The 18,350-nt window shown below is 66.5% G+C and carries 18 protein-coding genes; 10 read left to right on the top strand and 8 right to left on the bottom strand.

From position 1 onward, the window contains the following. Position 1: 1 nt before the first annotated feature. Positions 2-1,477 (bottom strand): cytochrome ubiquinol oxidase subunit I, encoded by a 1,476-nt coding sequence (locus ACZ47F_RS02800; protein WP_464925785.1) that lies wholly within the window; start codon positions 1,475-1,477, stop codon positions 2-4. A gap of 143 nt (positions 1,478-1,620) precedes the next feature. Next, positions 1,621-2,211, bottom strand: a complete 591-nt coding sequence (locus ACZ47F_RS02795; protein WP_464925784.1) for a GbsR/MarR family transcriptional regulator — start codon at positions 2,209-2,211, stop codon at positions 1,621-1,623. 217 nt (positions 2,212-2,428) lie between these two features. On the opposite strand from ACZ47F_RS02795, the gene ACZ47F_RS02790 reads away from it, so the two are divergent. Genes ACZ47F_RS02790 through ACZ47F_RS02775 form a run of 4 tightly spaced genes read left to right on the top strand, consistent with a single transcriptional unit; the run spans position 2,429 to position 4,413 of the window. After that, the gene (locus ACZ47F_RS02790) at positions 2,429-2,896 is read left to right on the top strand and encodes a MarR family winged helix-turn-helix transcriptional regulator (protein WP_464925783.1); all 468 of its coding nucleotides are present in this window, start codon (positions 2,429-2,431) and stop codon (positions 2,894-2,896) included. Then, complete coding sequence (locus ACZ47F_RS02785) at positions 2,893-3,114, top strand: hypothetical protein (protein WP_464925782.1); 222 nt, start codon at positions 2,893-2,895, stop codon at positions 3,112-3,114. Before ACZ47F_RS02790 ends, ACZ47F_RS02785 begins: the two co-directional genes overlap by 4 nt. A 10-nt stretch (positions 3,115-3,124) precedes the next feature. Next, on the top strand, positions 3,125-3,619 hold the full coding sequence (locus ACZ47F_RS02780) for a YceI family protein (RefSeq protein ID WP_464925781.1): 495 nt from the start codon (positions 3,125-3,127) through the stop codon (positions 3,617-3,619). 44 nt (positions 3,620-3,663) lie between these two features. Continuing rightward, the gene (locus ACZ47F_RS02775; RefSeq protein WP_464926562.1) at positions 3,664-4,413 is read left to right on the top strand and encodes a DODA-type extradiol aromatic ring-opening family dioxygenase; all 750 of its coding nucleotides are present in this window, start codon (positions 3,664-3,666) and stop codon (positions 4,411-4,413) included. A 114-nt stretch (positions 4,414-4,527) separates the two neighbouring features. On the opposite strand, the gene ACZ47F_RS02770 is transcribed toward ACZ47F_RS02775, so the two are convergent. From ACZ47F_RS02770 to ACZ47F_RS02750, 5 genes are all read right to left on the bottom strand, one after another. Beyond that, positions 4,528-5,709: an acyl-CoA dehydrogenase gene (locus ACZ47F_RS02770; RefSeq protein ID WP_464925780.1), complete on the bottom strand. Its 1,182-nt coding sequence runs from the start codon at positions 5,707-5,709 to the stop codon at positions 4,528-4,530. A gap of 85 nt (positions 5,710-5,794) precedes the next feature. Next, entirely contained in the window at positions 5,795-7,147 is a 1,353-nt protein-coding gene (locus ACZ47F_RS02765; protein WP_464925779.1) for an MFS transporter, read from the bottom strand. Between the two features lie 159 nt (positions 7,148-7,306). After that, positions 7,307-8,635 carry an MFS transporter gene (locus ACZ47F_RS02760; RefSeq protein ID WP_464925778.1) on the bottom strand — a complete coding sequence of 443 codons (1,329 nt, stop codon included), beginning with the start codon at positions 8,633-8,635 and terminating at the stop codon, positions 7,307-7,309. A 276-nt stretch (positions 8,636-8,911) separates the two neighbouring features. After that, a complete protein-coding gene (locus ACZ47F_RS02755) occupies positions 8,912-9,838 on the bottom strand; it encodes a DMT family transporter (protein WP_464925777.1) in 927 nt (308 codons plus the stop codon). A gap of 31 nt (positions 9,839-9,869) precedes the next feature. Then, positions 9,870-10,061: a ribbon-helix-helix protein, CopG family gene (locus ACZ47F_RS02750; RefSeq protein WP_464925776.1), complete on the bottom strand. Its 192-nt coding sequence runs from the start codon at positions 10,059-10,061 to the stop codon at positions 9,870-9,872. Positions 10,062-10,115: 54 nt separating this feature from the next. Between ACZ47F_RS02750 and hyfB the strand changes: the two genes are divergently transcribed. The 6 genes from hyfB to ACZ47F_RS02720 are packed head-to-tail and all read left to right on the top strand — an operon-like array spanning position 10,116 to position 17,316. Next, positions 10,116-12,128, top strand: coding sequence for a hydrogenase 4 subunit B (gene hyfB / locus ACZ47F_RS02745; protein WP_464925775.1), 2,013 nt, complete (start codon positions 10,116-10,118; stop codon positions 12,126-12,128). An 8-nt stretch (positions 12,129-12,136) separates the two neighbouring features. Then, on the top strand, positions 12,137-13,087 hold the full coding sequence (locus ACZ47F_RS02740; protein ID WP_464926561.1) for a respiratory chain complex I subunit 1 family protein: 951 nt from the start codon (positions 12,137-12,139) through the stop codon (positions 13,085-13,087). A gap of 10 nt (positions 13,088-13,097) precedes the next feature. Next, positions 13,098-13,826 (top strand): formate hydrogenlyase, encoded by a 729-nt coding sequence (locus ACZ47F_RS02735; RefSeq protein ID WP_464925774.1) that lies wholly within the window; start codon positions 13,098-13,100, stop codon positions 13,824-13,826. Beyond that, positions 13,826-15,283, top strand: a complete 1,458-nt coding sequence (locus ACZ47F_RS02730; protein WP_464925773.1) for a hydrogenase 4 subunit F — start codon at positions 13,826-13,828, stop codon at positions 15,281-15,283. Before ACZ47F_RS02735 ends, ACZ47F_RS02730 begins: the two co-directional genes overlap by 1 nt. Positions 15,284-15,285: 2 nt before the next feature. After that, a complete protein-coding gene (locus tag ACZ47F_RS02725) occupies positions 15,286-16,797 on the top strand; it encodes a hydrogenase large subunit (protein ID WP_464925772.1) in 1,512 nt (503 codons plus the stop codon). A gap of 3 nt (positions 16,798-16,800) precedes the next feature. Next, the gene (locus tag ACZ47F_RS02720; RefSeq protein ID WP_464925771.1) at positions 16,801-17,316 is read left to right on the top strand and encodes an NADH-quinone oxidoreductase subunit B family protein; all 516 of its coding nucleotides are present in this window, start codon (positions 16,801-16,803) and stop codon (positions 17,314-17,316) included. 4 nt (positions 17,317-17,320) lie between these two features. On the opposite strand, the gene ACZ47F_RS02715 is transcribed toward ACZ47F_RS02720, so the two are convergent. After that, positions 17,321-18,331: a ChaN family lipoprotein gene (locus ACZ47F_RS02715; protein ID WP_464925770.1), complete on the bottom strand. Its 1,011-nt coding sequence runs from the start codon at positions 18,329-18,331 to the stop codon at positions 17,321-17,323. Positions 18,332-18,350: the final 19 nt, after the last annotated feature.

Below are 18,350 nucleotides of genomic sequence, written 5' to 3'. Positions count from 1 at the left end.
GTCACTGTCCTCCTTCGACCGCAAGCTTGGTGCTCACTGCAGCGGGTGCCGCCGCAGGGGTGAACGGCACAGGCTTGGGCGCGGCAGGGGCAACCGGTTGCCCCTTGACACCGGGCGGGTGCGGCGGCGGCTCGAAGCTCGGACCCTTGCGAATGGTGCGAACCATGAACACCAGCGCGGCCACGCCGATCACCCCATAGAACAGCATGTACATCACGAACGACCACAGCACCGTGCTTGCCGGCAGATTGCTCACCCCTTCGCTGGTGCGCATCATGCCGTAGACGATCCACGGCTGGCGGCCGACCTCGCGCGTCATCCAGCCGGCCTCCACTGCGGCGTATATGGCGGGAATCGCCAGCAGCCAGCCGCGCAGCAGCCATTTGTTTTCGCTGATGCGCGCAGCAGTCATGCGTTCACGCCTGCGCCAAAGCATCCATAGCGTCCACAATGCCATGACCGCCACGAACACCCCGGCAGCCACCATCAAGCGGAAGGCGTAGAACGGAATCCACACCGGCGGCTGGTCCTGCGGCTTGAAGTCGGTGAGCCCCACCACCTTGCCGGTGGGGGAGTGGGTCACGATCAGGCTGAGCGCGTCCGGGATTTCCAGCGCCCAGTCGTTTTTTTGCGCTTTCTGGTTGGGAATGGCCAGCAGCGCCCACGGTGCGCCTTCACCCGGCTTGTTGGTGTGCCAGTGCGCTTCGATCGCAGCCAGCTTGGCCGGCTGGGTTTCGGCTAGCGCGCCGCCGGCGGAGTCGCCGATGAATATCTGCAGCGGCGCGACGATGCACAGCGCCACCACCGCCCACTTGAACGCCGGGCGGAAAAAGTCGACATGACGCTTTTTCAGCAGGTAGTAGGCGCTCACCCCGGCCATGACCACCAGGCTGAGTTCGACCGCGGCGGTAAACATATGGCCGAAGCCGTACGGCAGGTCGGGGTTGAACACTGCATGTAACCAGTTGGTGATGACGAACTTGCCGTCTACCAGCTTCACCCCGGTCGGGGTCTGCATCCATGAGTTGGCCACCATGATCCAGAACGCCGACAGCGTGCTGCCGAAAGCCACCATCGCCGTGGCGAACAGGTGCATCTTCGGCCCGACGCGGTTCCAGCCGAACAGCATGATGCCGAGGAATCCGGCTTCGAGCATGAAGGCCATTGCGGTTTCGAAGCCCAGGATGTTGCCCATGAAGTCGCCGGCCGAGGTGGAGAACGGACCCCAGTTGGTGCCGAAGGAGAACTCCATCGGAATGCCGCTGATCACCCCGACCCCGAAGTTGATCAGGAACAGCTTGGTCCAGAACTTGGTCTGGTGGAAGTAGAAGATGTTGCGGGTCTTGACCCAGGCGGCTTCCATGCCGAACAGAATCAGCGCCAGGCCGATGGTCAGCGGCGGCCACATGATGTGGAACATCGCGATGAAGCCAAATTGCGCCCGGGCGAGAAATTCCGGGTTTTGCAGCCAGTCCATGATGCACTCCAGTCAAAGAATCAGAATCGATCAAACCTGTGTAGCGAGCAGGCCACCCGGCAGATGCGGTGCGGGCACCTGTGCGCGGCCTGCGGCGGCGGCAGATCGTTGCGCAGAGTCCAATGGATGCTGGCGCACATGGTTCAGTTCTCCACGGCCTTGAGCGCCGGCTGCTGCGGGCGCTTGCGCGCGGTGGCCTGTTTGACCCGCCCCTTGAAGGCCAGCAGTTTTTGCGCCGCGCCGCCGAGTTTCATCAACTGCCGCATATCCTCGCTGGGCATGCGCCGGATGTCGTCGAACCACTGGGTGGCCAGCTCGATGAGGTCGTGCATCTGTCGCATGCGCTCCAGCGCATGCCGTTCGGCGGGGCTGTCGGGCTGGTGCAGCAGGGCCTCGCGCAGCATCGACAGCGTGGGGTCGATTTCGCGCTTGCGGCGCTCCTCGGCCAGGGTGCGGAAAATGGCCCAGACATCATCGGGCGTGGAAAAGTAGTCGCGCCGGTCGCCCGGCAGGTGTTGCATGCGCACCAGGTTCCACGCACCAAGCTCCTTCAGCCCCATGCTGACATTGGAGCGCGAGAAGTTCAGCGTTTCGGCGATCTCGTCGGCGTTGAGCGGGCGCTCGGCGATGAACAGCAGGGCGTAGATCTGCCCGACCGTGCGGTTGATACCCCAACGGCTGCCCATTTCGCCAAAGTGCAGCACGAAGCGCTGGTTGAGTTCGGGGAGTTGCATCGGGAGTTTGATCTGAAGTTTCAGGAATTTCTGAATTTCCGCAAATTGTCTGATCTGGATCAACGGATTGCAGTGACAAAATGTGTTGCCCATCTACCGGGCAGGGTATTCGGCTCCGGCGCGGCGGCCAGCTGTTCCAGCGGTGGAGATTCCCATGTCGTGAGTCATAGTTCTAATACGAACTAATATGCCCTCATTTGCCGGCCATGCCACGCCCATGTCCCGACCGAGCTCCTTGCCCGCTTCCTTCCTGCCGCTGCTGCGCGAGCTGGTGCGCACCTATCAGGCATTCGAGCGCTACTCCGCGGCGCATGTGCGCAGCATGGGGCTGACGCCCGCGCAGTTCGACGTGCTGGCCACGCTGGGCAAGACCGAGGGCATGAGCCCCGGACAGCTCGTGCGCAAGACCCTGATCACCAAAGGCACCCTCACCGGGGTGGTCGATCGCCTGCAGGACAAGGGGCTGGTGCAGCGCCTGCCCGACCCTAACGATGGACGCGGGCAGATCGTGCGGCTCACACCACAGGGGCAGTCCCTGTTCGAGCAGGTGTTCCCCGCGCATGGCACGCATCTGGTGCGCGCTTTTGGACGGTTGAATGCAGCGCAGCGCAGTGCTGCAGAGCAGGCGCTGCGAAGCCTGCGCCAGGCGCTGGAACAGGCCGGCACCGAGGAGGTAGACGCATGAACGCAGGGCTTCACCCACAGCCGGTGCAGTACACGCTGACGGCGCAGCTGCTGCACTGGCTGATTGCGCTGCTGATCTTCGGCCTGTTTCCGCTGGGGCTGTACATGCACGACCTGCCGCTGTCGATGCTAAAGATCGAGCTGTGTGGTGGCTGCAGCCATCCCTGTACAGGCGCATCTCGTGCTTTCGCCTCAATGACAACCACACTCACACTCTGAGAGGTCCATCATGTCCAAACGCCGTTCTTCCGCCTGGCTCAAGATCGCCTGCCTGACTGCGGCGCTGTGCGCTGCGCCCGCCTGGGCGGCAGGCAGTGCAGCGCCGCAGGCCTATGCGTATCTGCATGCCAACACGGCAGGCAGTTACCGGATCGACCCTGACCATTCCGGCGTGCAGTTCACCATCGGCCATGCCGGGGTGGGTCGCTTCACCGGCGTGTTCAAGCAGATCAGCGGAAGCTACACCTTCGATCCGGCCGACCCCAAGAAGGACAAGGCCGACATCACCATCCCGGTCAAGAGCCTGGATACCTTCCTGCCGCAGCGCGACACCGACCTGCTGGCCGCGCCGTTTTTCGATGCACAAGCCCATCCGGACATCCGTTTCGTCAGCACACGGTATGTCCCGCACGGCATGGATCGCGGCACGCTGTACGGAAACCTCACGCTGGGCCTGAGCCATGCGGTCAAGGTGCAGGTCGAGGGTGTGAAGGCGACGTCGTGAGTGCACCGGGCCTGCCCACCCTGTTCGTCTCGCACGGCGCGCCGATGCTGGCGCTCGAGCCCGGCACCGCCGGGCCGATGCTGCGCGGCCTGGGCCAGTTGCTGCCCCGTCCGGCGGCGATCGTGGCATTGTCACCGCACTGGATGGCGCGCCGTCCCATCATCGGTACCAGTGCGCAGCCGCCGACCATTCACGACTTCGGCGGCTTCGACCCGGCGCTGTACGCCCTGCGCTACCCCGCGCCGGGCGCGCCGCAACTGGCTCCGCGCCTTGCCGCGCTGCTGCAGAACGGCGGCTGGACCGTGCACGAAGACCCGCGCCGCGGCCTCGATCATGGTGTGTGGATCCCGCTGCGGCTGATGTTCCCGCAGGCCGATGTGCCGGTGGTGCCACTGGCCATGCCCTGGCCACTAGACGCCGCTGCGGCTTATCGCTTAGGCTCGGCGCTGGCACCGCTGGCGGACGAAGGCGTGCTGCTGCTGGGCACCGGCAGCCTGACGCACAACCTCGACGAGTTCCACCCCGCAGCCCGCACCGATGACCCGCCCGCGCCCTACGTGCAGTCCTTTGTCGATTGGATGCGCGGCATGATCGACCGCGGCGACCTGGCCGCGCTGCTCGACTACCGTCACCGCGCACCGCAAGCAGCCCGCGCTCACCCCACCGACGAACATCTGCTGCCGCTGTTCTGGGCGCTGGGCGCCGCCGGTCCGGGCGCGATCGCGCAGCACCACCGCGGCGGGGTGCACTACGGCCATCTCAGCATGGACGCCTGGTCATTCTGGCCAGTGTGAGCGGCTGGGTCGAATAGCACCAATCTCACTTCGCTTCCTCCCCACCCATGGGCAGGGCTGGGGTGGGGATGAAATGCTTTTTGGGCGGTGTCCTTCGAACAGCGGCGTGCCGACTCAAAACGCCGCGATGCCGGTGATTGCGCGGCCGAGGATCAGCGCGTGGATGTCGTGCGTGCCTTCGTAAGTGTTGACCACTTCGAGATTGACCAGATGCCGCGCCACACCGTATTCGTCGGAGATGCCGTTGCCGCCGAGCATGTCGCGCGCGGTGCGGGCGATGTCCAGCGCCTTGCCGCAGTTGTTGCGCTTGAGCAGACTTGTCACCTCGGGGGCGGCCAGACCCGCTTCCTTCATGCGCCCGAGCCGCAGCGCACCCTGCAGACCCATGCTGATTTCGGTGACCATGTCGGCCAGCTTTTTCTGCACGAGCTGATTGGCCGCCAGCGGACGGCCGAACTGCTTGCGGTCGAGCACATACTGCCGCGCGCGGACGTAGCAGTCTTCGGCCGCACCCATCGCGCCCCAGGCGATGCCGTAACGCGCACTGTTCAGGCAGGTGAACGGCCCTTTCAGCCCGCGCACCGCGGGGAAGGCGTTGTCTTCTGGGCAAAACACCTTGTCCATCACGATCTCGCCGGTGATCGAGGTACGCAGCCCGACCTTGCCGTGAATGGCCGGTGTGCTCAGCCCCTTCATCCCCCGGTCGAGAAGGAAGCCGCGGATTTCGCCAGCGTCGTCCTTGGCCCAGACCACGAACACATCGGCAATCGGGCTATTGCTGATCCACATTTTGTTACCGGTGAGCTGGTAGCCGCCGGGCACGGCGTGCGCGCGGGTGCGCATGCCGCCGGGGTCGGAGCCGTGGTCGGGCTCGGTCAGGCCGAAGCAGCCGATCCACTCGCCGCTGGCCAGACGCGGCAGATATTTCTGCCGCTGCGCCTCGGTGCCGAAGGTGAAGATCGGCAGCATCACCAGTGCGCTCTGCACGCTCATCATCGAGCGATAGCCCGAGTCCACCCGCTCCACCTCGCGGGCGATCAGGCCGTAAGCCACTTCCCCCAGCCCGGCGCCGCCATACTCGGCCGGGATGGTCGGGCCCAGCAGACCGAGCGCGCCCATCTCGCGGAAGATCGACGGATCGGTGGTCTCGTGCCGAAACGCGCTGAGCACACGTGGCGCGAGCTGCTCCTGGCAATAGGCCCGGGCCGCATCGCGTGCCGCGCGCTCTTCCACGGTGAGCTGGTCATCGAGTTGCAGCGGGTCGTCCCAGCGGAACACGGGCTTGGAGGTGGCCATGGAAAGGCTCCTTTCGGCGGTGGATGCGATCGATCGTAGCCGTTCTGCCGGTGCGCATCAGCACGAGGGCTGATTCAGCGCAGCCCTAGCGACGTAGCACCCACGCGACGAAGCGCTGCCCGTACTCCGGCTGTTTCCAGATCAGCCAGCCCACGACCAGTGCATTACACACCGCCACGCTCAGCAGCAGCATCGGCACGCCCACGCCCGCGGTCAGCAGCGTGGCGCAATAGGCGGCGCAGGCGATCATGAACAGGGCGTTGAGCACATTGCTGGCAGCGATCACGCGGGCGCGGTGGGTCTCGGTGATACGGTGCTGGATAAAGGTGTACAGCGGCACGCTGTAGATGCCGGCGCTGGCCGAGATCAGCAGCAAATCCCCCATCAGCCGCCAGTGTTCGCCCTTGCGCAGGAACAGGGAGAGGGTCTGGAGCTGTCCGTCGTGCGGCAGATGTTGCGTGGTGAGGTACAGATCGACACCGAACACAGACATGCCAATGGCGCCGAGCAGCACCAGACCGATTTCCACCCGGCCATGCGCCATCCACTCGCAAGCCACCGACCCCAGACCGATGCCAACGGCGAAGATCACCAGCAGCAGCGAGGCCACTGCCTCGCTGCCATGCACCACCTCGCGGGTGAACACCGGAAACTGGGTGAGAAACGCCACGCCGTAGAACCACATCCAGGCAATGGCGACCAGCGCCACCAGCACCGCGCGGTCGGCCGCAGCGAGCTTGAGGCTGCGCACTGTTGCGCTGAACGGGTTCCAGTTGATGGCGGCATCACACACGAGCGGCGGGGTGTGCGGCACGAAACGCGCCATCACCCATCCGATGAGCGCGATGATCAGGCAGGCCACTCCGGCCAGCACCGGGCCCTGCGGGTAGGTCATCAGCACGCCGCCGGCCAGGCTGCCCAGCAGGATGGCGACAAAACCGCCCATCTCGGTCATGCCGTTGCCCCCAGTCAGCTCCGCCGTGTGCAGGTGGCGCGGCAGATAGGCAAACTTCACCGGGCCGAACAGGGTGGAATGCAGCCCCATGCCGAGCACGCACACCAGCAGCAGCGGCACATTCACCGTGACGAAGCCCCACAGCGCCGCCAACATGATGATCACCTCGAAAGTCTTGATCCGCCGCATGATGACGCCCATGTCGCACTTATCCGCCAGCTGCCCGGCGGTGGCTGACAGCAGCACGAAGGGCAGCACATACAGCGCGGCGATCAGGTTGACCATCAGCCCGGCAGGCAGTCCGGTCTGCGCCTGCGCGCGGTAAGTCACCAGCATGGTGAAGGCGAACTTGAGCAGGTTGTCGTTGCCGGCATTGGTGAACTGCGTCCAGAAAAACGGCGCAAACCGGCGCTGCGTGAGCAGCTTGAACTGGTTGACCGACAGCGGCGGATCTTGCGGCGGGGGCGGAGAGGCGAACGACATGCGCAGGCAATGGGACAAACCGCCGAATGTTCGCACAGCCGCCCGCAGCGCCCGCCACCGGCCCGCGCTTGTCCCTACGCGCCTGCAGCTGCATTGTGTGCGCAGCGGGTAAGCCGTCAGCGCCCACAAAGTGCAGCCAAGCCCCTCATCAGCCCACCGCTACCCCCGCTGCCGCGCCCAAGCCAGAAAGCGCTGCCCATACAGCGGCTGGCGCCAGATCAGCCACAGCGCCGCCGCCGCGTTGAGCAGCGCCACGCTCAGCAGCAGCGCGGGCACGCTCACCCCGGCTGCCAACAGCGCAGCGCAGTAGCCCGAGCACACCACCATATAAAGTGCATTGAGAATGTTGTTCGCCGCGATGACCCGCGAGCGGTGCGTGATCGGGGTGTGATGCTGGATCAGCGCATACAGCGGTACGCTGTACACCCCGGCGCTGGCCGACAGCAGGAACAAGTCGAGCATCACCCGCCAGTGCGCGCTTTGCTGCACGAAGGCCGCCACGCCCTGCAGCGCCGCCGCATGCGGCAGACCCTGCACCGCAAAATACAGATCGACGCCAAACAGCGTCATGCCGATCGCCCCCAGCGGCACCAGGCCAATCTCCACTCGCCCGCACGCCAACCACTCGCAGGCCAGTGAGCCGAAGGCGATTCCGACCGAAAACACCGCCAGCAGCAGCGAAGCCACTGCTTCGTCGCCGCCGAGCACGTCCTTGGCGAACACCGGAAACTGGGTGAGAAACGCCACGCCGTAGAACCACATCCATGAAATCGCCAGCAGCGCCTGCAGCACGGTGCGGTCGGCCGCGGCCAGACGCAGATTGCGCGCAGTCTCGGAAAACGGGTTCCAGTTGATGCGCAGCTGCGGGTCCACCGGCGCGGTGGCCGGGATGAAGCGTGCCGCGACCCACCCCAACAGCGCCACCGCCACGCAGGCAAGTCCTGCCAGCAGCGGTCCGCGCTCGACGCTCATCAGCAGCCCGCCGGCGAGATTGCCCAGCAGGATTGCGACGAAGGTGCCCATCTCGGTCATGCCGTTGCCGCCGGTGAGTTCCGCGGTGCTCAGGTGCTGCGGCAGGTAGGCATACTTGGCCGGGCCGAACAGAGTGGAATGCAGCCCCATGCCGAAGGTGCAGGCCAGCAGCGCAGCAATGTTGCCCGCAACGAAACCCCACAGCGCAAGCGCCATGATCGCGATCTCCAAGGCCCTGACCCGCCGCATCAGCACCGCTTTGTCGAATTTATCGGCCAGCTGCCCGCTGGTGGCCGAAAACAGCACGAACGGCAGGATGTACAGTCCGGCGATCAGGTTGACCATCAGCCCGGCCGACAACGCGCTCTGGCCCTCGGCGCGATAGGCCACCATCACCGTGAACGCGAACTTGAACAGATTGTCGTTCGCCGCACCGCCGAACTGCGTCCAGAAAAACGGCGCGAATCGGCGCTGGCCGAGCAGGGCGAGCTGGTTGGGACGGACGGCGTGGGGCATCGCAGGGGCAGGGGCTGGCGGCTGGCGCGATGGTACTGCCCGTTTAACAGGCCGTTGAAAAACTACTGCGGTGGGCCATCTGCGGCGTTGCACGGTGCTCGCTGCCTCGCCTATCTATTTGATATGTCTCGGTCGCTGCGCGCCGTGCGCCTTGCATCTGGCCATCCTCGCGACGTTTTTCAACGGCCTGCTAAGGCAACGCTGAGCAAGTCCCCTGCGCGCAGCATCACAAGGACTGATTCAGTGTAGCCACCGTGTCCATCGTGGCAGTGCCGCTCACATGCCCCGACGCGCCAGATAGATGCCGGCGAGCACCAGAGCGGCGCCGAGCAATTGCGTGCTCGAAAGCGCCTCGCCGAGCAGCCCCCAGGCGTAGACCACCGCCATTGCCGGCTGCACCAGCAGGCCCACAGACGACAGCGCCGGGTTGAGACGCCGCACCGCATAGGCGATGACCACCTGCCCGCCGATCTGCACCAGCAGCGCAAGCAACAGCACCCACAGCCAGCCGATGGCCGCAGTCGGCCACAGCCGCCCCTCGGCCAGTGCGAAAGGCCATAGCACCACCGCGGCCAGCAGCGTGACCACCGCCATCAGTGGCGCGGTGGGCAGCCGCTGCCGCGCCTGCTGGATGCCCACCTGATACGCCGCGTAAAACACCGCCGACACCAACCCGCTGGCATCGCCCAGCAGCGCTTTGCTGTGTCCGAAGTTGGGGCCGATCATTAGCGCAGCGCCCCCGAGCGCCGCCGCCAGCCCGGCGACAAACACCGCACGAGGAGCGTTGCGGGTGATGACCCAGAACGCCAGGGTGATGAGCACCGGCGCGAAGTTCGACTCCAGCGTGGCATTACCCACCGTGGTGTCGATCACCGCGAGATGGAAGAACACCAGATCGAGCGCAAACATCGCCGCGGCAAACAGCGCCAGTGCCCACATCGGCCAGTGCGCCAGCAGCGCGGGCGGCGCAGGTCGCTTGGTGAACCGCCGTGGCCTGGTCACCGCTGGCTGCGGCATCGCCGCGGGCCTGGGCGTGCGCGACCACTGCACCGCCGCCCAGGCGAGCAAAAACGGCGCAGCAAGCGTCATGCGCCAGAACGCGCTGGCAAACGGGCCGAGGTTGGCGGTGGTGTCGGCCAGCCGCACGAAGACCCCGGCCAGCCCCAGCACCGCGCCGCCGAGCAGCAAGATCAGAAAGTCCATGCGGCATTGTCGCGCGCATGGCTGGCTGGGTTCAGCGGCGCAGCACCTCGTCCACCGACTCGCCCGGCTGCCAGGGACGGCCGAGCTGAGCCTCGATGTACTCGCGGATCAACCGCCGCACCACCTGCGACGGGGTTTGATCTTCCCGCGCGCACAGGTGCTCGAACACCGCCTTTTTCTGCGGGTCGATGAGCACGGTCAGACGGCTGGTGCGTTGTTCCATTTGGATGCGAACAGGATTAACATGTGACGCACATCTTATGTGAATTGAGTCATCATGCAAATCGGCTCTGCCTCCATGCTGCTGCCCGCTGCGCTCGGCGTGGCCGTGGCCTGGGTGCTGATGGGGCTGGCTGGTTTCATCTACCCGCGCTCGGTGCGCTGGGTGGCGCGGGTGATCTTCCCGCTCGGCGCGGTGGGCAGTGTGGTCATCGCTGGTGTCGGGATGCAGGCGCTGTTCGTTCCGCCGCAGCATCTGGTGCTGCCCTTTGGCCTGCCGGGCTTGCCGATGCATTTGCGGCTCGATGCGCTGTCGGGCTTTTTTCTGCTGCTGCTCGGTGCGGCGAGCGCGGGCATCTCGCTGTTTTCCGCGGGGTATTTCCGCGAGGGCGAGGGCACGGCGCCGGGGCTACTCGGCATGCAGTACCACGTGTTTCTCGCCGCGATGAGCCTGGTGCTGCTCGCCGCCGACGCCTACAGCTTCATGCTGGCGTGGGAGGTCATGGCGATGGCCTCGTACTTTCTGGTCATTTCGCAACACCGCATCGGTGAGATTCGCAGCGCCGGTTATGTCTATCTGCTGCTTGCGCACATCGGAGCGATCGCGCTGCTGCTGTGCTTTGGCGTGATGATGCAAGGCGGCGCGGGCGGGCTGACCTTTGCCGCGATGCGGCAGGCGCACTTCTCGCCGCTGTGGGCAAGCTTGGCTTTCGGGCTGGCGGTGATCGGCTTCGGCGCCAAGGCGGGGCTGGTGCCGCTGCACATCTGGCTGCCCGAGGCGCATCCGGCAGCCCCCTCGCCGGTGTCGGCGCTGATGAGCGGGGTGATGCTCAAGACCGCGATCTACGGCCTGCTGCGTGTGAGCTTCGACCTGCTGCACGCGCCGCTGTGGTGGTGGGGTGTGCCGCTACTGGCGCTTGGTTTGTTCGGCGCGCTGTTTGGCGTGTTGTTCGCCACGGTGCAGACTGACATGAAGCGCTTGCTGGCGTATTCCTCCATCGAGAACATCGGCATCGCCTTTGCCGCGATGGGGCTGGCGCTGGTATTTCGCGGCGTGGGCATGCCGCTGATGGCCGCGCTGGCGCTGGCCGCCTTGCTCTACCACGTGCTCAACCACGCGTTTTTCAAGAGTCTGCTGTTTCTGACTACCGGCGCGGTGCTGCACGCCACGCACGAGCGCAGCCTGGGGCATCTAGGCGGGCTGCTGCGGCAAATGCCGTGGGTGGGGTGGACCGCGCTGATCGGCACCCTGGCGATTGCCGGCCTGCCGCCGCTCAACGGCTTTGTCGCCGAGTGGCTGCTGCTGCAGGCGTTTCTGGTCACGCCGCAGATTCCGCAGTCGTTTTTCAACCTCATCATTCCGCTGGGCGCGGCGGTGCTGGTGCTCGCGGGCGCGCTGGCCGGGTATGTGATGGTCAAGTTCTACGGGGTGATTTTTCTCGGCCGCGCGCGCGAGGCGCAGCTGGCCGCATCCCACGACCCCGGCTGGCTCGAGCGCGTCGGTCTTCTCTGGCTGGCTGCGGGCTGCGTGCTGCTCGGGCTGCTGCCCAGTTTGGTGCTCGCTGGCATCGACCAGGTCGGCGCGCTGTTGTTGCAGCAGCCGCTGGCACAGACCGGCAACTGGCTGTGGCTGGTGCCGGTCTCGGCGCAGCGCGCGGCGTACGGTCCGCTGGTCGTGCTGCTGGTCGGAGCCCTCGTGATTGCGCTCACCGTGTTGGCGACGCACCGGCTGTATCACGGCCGCAGCCGCCGCGCTCCGGCCTGGGACTGCGGCGCACAGGGGTTGACCGCGCGCATGCAGGACACGGCCGAAGGCTTCGGTCAGCCGATCCGGCGGATTTTCGAGCCGTTTTTCCAGACGCATGTCGATCTGCCGCAGCCGGATGACACCGCGCCGCGTTACCGCGTGCAGGTGGCAGACCGCTTCTGGGCGCAGATGTATCAGCCTGCGGCAGCCGCCGTGCTGTGGCTGACGCGGCAGGCGGCCCGGCTGCAGCAGGGCAAGATTGCGATCTACCTGCTCTACAGCTTCGTCACCCTGCTGGTGCTGTTGATGGTGGTGATCCGGTGAATCTGTCGATCAGTCCAGCGGCCTTGTTCGTCCAGCTCGTCGCGGTGCTGCTGTCGGTGGCGCTCGCTCCCCTGTTTTCCGGCTGGGTGGCGCAGTGCCGCGCCTGGCTGTCCAACCGCAGCGCGCCGCCGCTGTGGCAGCCGTATGCGCGCATCGCCAAGCTGCTGCGCAAGGATGCGGTGCTAGCGGATGACGCCACCGCGCTGTTCCGCGCCGTGCCGTACATCCTGTTCGGCAGCATGGTGGCGGCAGCGGCGATCATCCCGTCGCTATCGACCGATCTGCCGTTCGCGCAGGCGGCGGACGTGATCGCGCTCGTCGGCCTGTTCGCGCTCGCGCGGGTGTGCATCGCGCTGGCTGGTATGGACATCGGCACCGCGTTCGGCAGCCTGGGGTCGCGGCGCGAAATGCTGGTGGGCTTTCTGGCCGAGCCGGCGTTGCTGATGGTGGTGTTCACCGCGTCGATCATGACCGGCAGCACTTTGCTGCCGACCATTGCCGAGGCGCTGCAGTCGCAAAAGCTCGCGCTGCACGCCAGTCTGGCGTTTGCCGGGGTGGCATTCGTCATGGTGCTGCTGGCGGAAAACGCGCGCATTCCCGTGGACAACCCGACCACGCATCTGGAGCTGACCATGATCCACGAGGCCATGGTGCTCGAATACTCGGCGCGGCATCTGGCGCTGGTCGAATGGGCAAGCAGCCTGAAGCTGTTCAACTACGCCTGCATCGGCTTTGCGCTGTTTCTGCCCTGGGGCATGGCCGGGCGCGCCGACGGGCTGCTGTGGTTGCTGCCCGCGCTGCCGCCGCTGTTGCTCAAGCTGGCCGCTGCCGGTTTTGCCATCGCGTTGATCGAGACGCTCAGCGCCAAACTGCGGCTGTTTCGCGCGCCGGAATTTCTCGCCACCGCGTTTTTGCTCGCGGTGCTCGGGCTGCTGGTGCGGCTGATGCTCGCGCAGTGAGGACAGACCGATGACCGCCGCTGCCGTTCTGACCGCATCCGCACCTGCCGCAGCCGCGCCGGCGGTCGTGCCGCTGGTGAACCTGCCGCTTTCGGTGCAGATCATCCATCTGTGCGCGGCGCTTTTGCTGCTGCTGTCGTTTGCGATGCTGGCGCAGCGGCGGGTGGCCAATCTGGTGAGCCTGCTTGCCGCGCAGGGGGTGTTGCTGGTGGCCAGCGCGGTGGTGGTGGGTTACTCGACGCAGCAGGTCGAGCTGTATCAGTCGGCGGTGTTCACGCTGCTGATCAAGGTCATCATCCTGCCGTGGGTGCTGTTCAAGCTCATCCACCGCCTGCATGCCGAGTGGGACGTGGAAACGCTGGTCAACATTCCCAGCCTGCAGCTCATCGGCATCGTGCTGGTGATTTTTGCCTTTGTCGTCGCGCAGCCGATAGCGCAGTTCACCGGGGCGAACATGCGCGGGGTGCTGGGCATCGCGCTGGCGCTGGTGCTGCTGGCGTTCCTGATGATGATCGTGCGCCACGCCGCCATTGCGCAGGTGGTGGGTTTTCTGTCGATGGAAAACGCGCTGCTGTTCGCCGCCACCAGCGCCACGCGCGGCATGCCGATGGTGGTCGAACTGGGCATCGGGCTGGATGTGCTGGTGGGCGTGTTCGTGCTGGGCATTTTCTTTTTCCAGATCCGCGAACAGTTCGACAGCCTGGACTTGCAGCACATGGAATCGCTCAAGGACGACTGATGCCCGCGCTGCTCGCCACACTGCTTTTCCCGCTGTTCGGCGGCGCGCTGCTGGCCGCCTTCGGTCACCGGTCGTTTGCTCCTTGGATCAATATTGCGGCCAGCGCCGCGACCTTCGCCGCCGCGTCTGCACTCACCGCGCTGGTGGTCGCGCACGGCCCGATGCAGCTGCTCTCCGAGCAGTTCTTCCTCGACCCGTTCAATGTGTTTCTGGTGGCGCTGACCACGTTCGTGGGTCTGACCACGGCGATCTTCTCCGCGCCGTACATGCGCATCGAGCAGGATCGTGGCCGCCTCACGCCCGCGCGGCTGCGGCTCTACCACAGCATGTTCCAGCTGTTCATGTTCACCATGCTGCTGGCGCTGACCACCAACAACCTGGGCCTGCTGTGGGTGGCCATGGAGGCGGCAACCTTGTCCACCGTGCTGCTGGTGTCGATCTACCGCACCAAGGCCAGCCTGGAAGCGGCGTGGAAATACTTCATCCTCTGCGGCGTGGGCATTGCGCTGGCGCTGTTCGGCACCGTGCTGCTGTATTTCGCTGCCGAACGGGTGCTGGGCGCACAGGGCATGAGCGCGTTGCTGTGGACGCATCTGGATGCGGTCAAGGGCCGGCTCGAACCCGGCATCATCAGTATCGCTTTCGTGTTCCTGCTGGTCGGCTACGGCACCAAGGTCGGCCTGGTGCCGCTGCACAGTTGGCTGCCCGATGCGCATGCCGAAGGGCCCACGCCCGTGTCTGCCGTGCTCTCCGGGCTGCTGCTCAATGTCGCGCTGTATGCGGTGATGCGCGGCAAGGCGCTGGTGGACGGCAGCCTGCATGCCGCCTGGCCGGGGCAGATGCTCATGGCCTTCGGCCTGCTGTCGGTGGTGATCGGCGCACTGCTGGTCTGGCGGCAAAAGGATGTCAAGCGCATGTTCGCGTACTCGTCGATCGAGCACATGGGCATCATCACCTTTGCCTTTGGCATGGGCGGGCCAGTGGCCAACTTCGCCGCGATGTTGCACATGACCGGGCACGCGCTGACCAAGAGCGCGATCTTCTACACCACCGGACATGCGGCGCAAAAAGCGCACTCGCAGCGCATCGACGCGATCGAGGGCTTGCGCGAGGTCTCGCCACCGCTGGGTTGGGGGCTGATGATGGGGGTGCTGGCCATCGTCGGCATGCCGCCGTTCAGCGTGTTCGCCAGCGAATTCCTCATCCTCACCACAGCGATGCAGCAGCAGCCGTGGGCCGCGCCGGTGCTGCTGTTTGGCCTGGGCGTGGCGTTTGGCGCGCTGTTTTTGCGCACGCAGGGCATGGTGTTTGGCCGCAGCAGCCTACAGCGCCTGCCGCACGCGCCGTTTATGCTTCCAGTGTTCGTCCATCTGGCGCTGGTGCTGTTGCTCGGATTCTGGATTCCGCCGGTGCTGGTTGGCTGGTGGCACAGCGCGGCGGCGATGATCGGAGGCTAGTCATGCGTGCGGTCTGTCCCGTGCTCCCGCTCGATCATCGCCGGGTCGATGCCCTGCAATGGCAGGCACTGGCGCAAGAACTGCACCAGCGCGGCGCGCGGCTGCTCGCGCTCTGGGCCGGCGTGGGCGCGCAGGCGGTGTACGCGCTGTGGCTCGATGGCGCTGCTGCGCTGCGGCTCGCACAGCACGATCTGCCGCATGGCGCGGTGCACTATCCCGGCTTGCACGAACTGTTCCCTGTGGCCGATCGCCTGCAGCGCGCATTGCGCGATCTCAGCGGCCTGCACGCGCTGGGCATGGACCCGCGCCCCTGGCTGAGGCATACCGCCTGGGCCGCAGACGCGTATCCGCTGGTTGATACGGCCGTTGCGGTGCCGCCGTGCGGCGCGCTCGCGCCTGATGACTATGCCTTCGTCGCGGTCGATGGCGAGGGCGTGCACGAAGTGCCGGTCGGCCCGGTGCATGCCGGGGTGATCGAACCGGGGCAGTTTCGCTTTTCCGTGGTCGGCGAAAAAATCCTGCGACTGGAAGAGCGCCTGGGCTTCACCCACAAGGGGGTGGAAAAGCGCTTTGCCGGCATGACCCTGGCCGAGGGCGTGCGGCTGGCCGCGCGGCTGTCGGGCGACAGCGCGGTGGCCAACGCCTGGGCATACTGTATGGCGGCAGAAGCCTTGGCCGACATCGCTGTGCCGCCGCGTGCGCTGCACCTGCGCGCGCTACTGCTCGAGCGCGAGCGGCTGGCCAACCATCTGGGCGACATCGGCGCAATCGCCAACGACGGCGGCTTCGGCTTTGCGCTGGCGCAGTTCGGTCGCCTGAAGGAAGACCTGCTGCGTGCCAATGCGCGGCTGTTCGCTGCGCGCTACCCGTTCGACGCGGTGCAGTTGGGCGGCGTGACGGTCGATCTGGATGCCGACGGCGTCTCGATGCTGCGCAACCACCATGCCGTGCTGCGGCAGGAGGTGCAGCGGCTCAAGGCCATTGTCGACGATCACGAGGGCCTGCAGGACCGGCTGCGCACCACCGGCCGGGTGCGGCCGGCGCTCGCGCAACGTCTGGGCCTGCTCGGTCTGGCTGCGCGCGCCAGCGACCAGGCGCTGGACCTGCGCACTGCGCCGGGACTCGCGCCGTATGCCGCGCTGTCGGTCGAGATCGCGCTCGCGCAGGACGGGGACGTGGCCGCGCGCGTGGCGGTGCGCTTTGCCGAAATCGCCACCAGTCTACGGCTGTGCGATGCGCTGCTCGACACACTCCCGTCGGGCGCCGTGCGGGTCGATCCGCCGCACGGCCTCGCCGCGCCGGGGCTGGCGATCGGCCTGATCGAAGGCTGGCGCGGGCCGCAGATCGTGGCGCTGCAAGCCGGTGCGGACGGGCGCATCGTTCGCTGCCATCCGCACGACCCGTCCTGGCAGAACTGGCCGGCGTTGGAATGGGCGGTAATCGGCGACATCGTCGCCGACTTTCCGCTGATCAACAAATCGTTCAATTTGTCGTACTCCGGGCACGACCTGTAAGCCATGTGGAAGACCCTGCGCCAGATCGCCCGAGTGGGCCGCATCACCGAGCCGCCGCCTGCCGTCCCTGCCGACACGCCTGATGCGACGGTCGATCGGTTGCAGGCCGAGGTGCTGCGGCTGCTCGGGCGGGCGCTGGCGATCCGCGTGGTCGATGCCGGCTCGTGCAACGGCTGCGAGCTGGAAATCAACGCCCTGTCCAATCCCTACTACAACATCGAAGGGCTGGGCATCCAGCTCGTCGCCAGTCCCCGCCACGCCGACCTGCTGCTGGTCACCGGCCCGGTGTCACGTCATATGGAACTCGCGCTGCGCCGCACCTATGACGCCATGCCTGAACCCAAGCTGGTGGTTGCCGCGGGCGATTGCGCCGCAGGCTGCGGGGTACACAGCAGTGGCGATGCGGTGTGCGGCCGCGTGGCCGCCGTGCTGCCGGTGGACCTGACCATCCCCGGCTGTCCGCCTAGCCCGCAGGACCTGCTGCAGGGCATTGTGCGGCTCGTGCGGCAGCGGGTGTGAGCGCTCAGCGGCGTTGCGGCATCTGCGTCTTTTGCAACTGCGCGCGCAGCTCGGCGCAGTGGTCGACTGGCGGTGTTCCTGGGGTGAACCAGACGGCGTCGAAGCCGTCGGGCAACTCGGCCGGCGTGTCAGGGCCGAGCCCCTGCAGCAGCAGGCTGAACACGGCGGGTGGCTGCGACACGCCCAGTGGCACGCGCGCCGCATGCGCCGCCAGGTGCAGCGCAATGCCCTGGGTGCGGTTGGCGTGAAAGCTGCCGGTCAGTAGCACGACCGTCTTGCCGGGCATGGCGAGCCGCAGACAGCCGGCGGCCATGCTGTCGTCGCGCGCGAACTGGATGCGCGCCATCGCCGGCGCCTGCGCGGCGGGCAGCAGGCCGCAGTGGCTGTCGATCACATCGTCGATGATGCGCTGCCGCACGGCAGGCGGCACACTCGAGTCCCAGCGCGTCTGCTCGAGCGTGGCACGCATGCTCTGCTGCGGCAGGTTGACCCCGACCACCGGCACGCCTGCGCGCACCGCAGCCATCACCGGGCCGCGGTATAGCCGCCACGGCCAGCCGGCATCGTTCCAGGCGAGCCGGGCGCGCACCGCATCCTCGCTGGCGTCGCGCGGTCCGTCGAACCGCTTGCCGGCATCGGCCATTTCCAGCGCAAGCGCGGCCAGCTGGCTTCGTGCGGCAAGCGCGCCGACGATCCAGGCCTGCACGGCATGGTGATCCGGATGGTCGTGCTGCTCACCGAGCAGGCACAGCGTGGCGCGCGCGCAGTCATCGACCAGCTGCTGCGGCGAGATGAATTGCCGGTCTGCCTGCAGGATGCGCCCGACCAGTGTCGAGTCGGCGCACACCGGCTGGGTGTAGCGCGGCAGCTCCGGCAGCGCGCCGGCCGCAGCAGCCAGACCCGCGCCCAGCAGCGGCGCTCCCGCGGTCAGTCCAAGCGCCACCAGGTTCAGGCGGCGCCGGGTGGGGTTGGGCGGAGCCGGCTGTGCGCCGCAGTGAGGTCGGGAGTGGCTCATGGCAGGAAGGACGTTAGCA

This window comes from Thiomonas islandica (assembly GCF_055383445.1).
Note: the sequence above shows the minus strand (reverse complement) of the source record. Positions and strands in the feature narration are given on the sequence as shown.